We start from the raw sequence: 257 nt of genomic DNA on the forward strand, positions 1-257 counted from the left end.
GCGAACCATCGGTAGATGCCACTGCGCTCGATCCCCTCCAGGCCGCTCGCATCGCCGAGCAGAGCGCGTGCGGCATCGTTCTGGATCAGCACCTCGTCGAGGACGGACACCACGAAGGCGGGCGTGTCGTCGAGGCGGTCGAGAACTCGGAGCATGCCGGGATGCACGTAGTCGGTGAAGATCGTGCGGTCGGGTGCACTGTGGCCGCAGATGCGATGCAGGTAGTCGCGCTCGTCGGGAGTCAGACGCAGCGCTCG

General features: G+C 66.5%; 1 protein-coding gene. It reads right to left on the bottom strand.

The window, feature by feature from the left end; genetic code table 11:
* The coding region (locus tag R0J87_RS22190; RefSeq protein ID WP_498889019.1) for an MmyB family transcriptional regulator at positions 1 to 257 on the bottom strand (257 nt) is incomplete at both ends.

The organism is Halomonas sp. SIMBA_159, assembly GCF_046536035.1.
GTDB classification, from domain to species: Bacteria; Pseudomonadota; Gammaproteobacteria; order Pseudomonadales; family Halomonadaceae; genus Vreelandella; species Vreelandella venusta_A.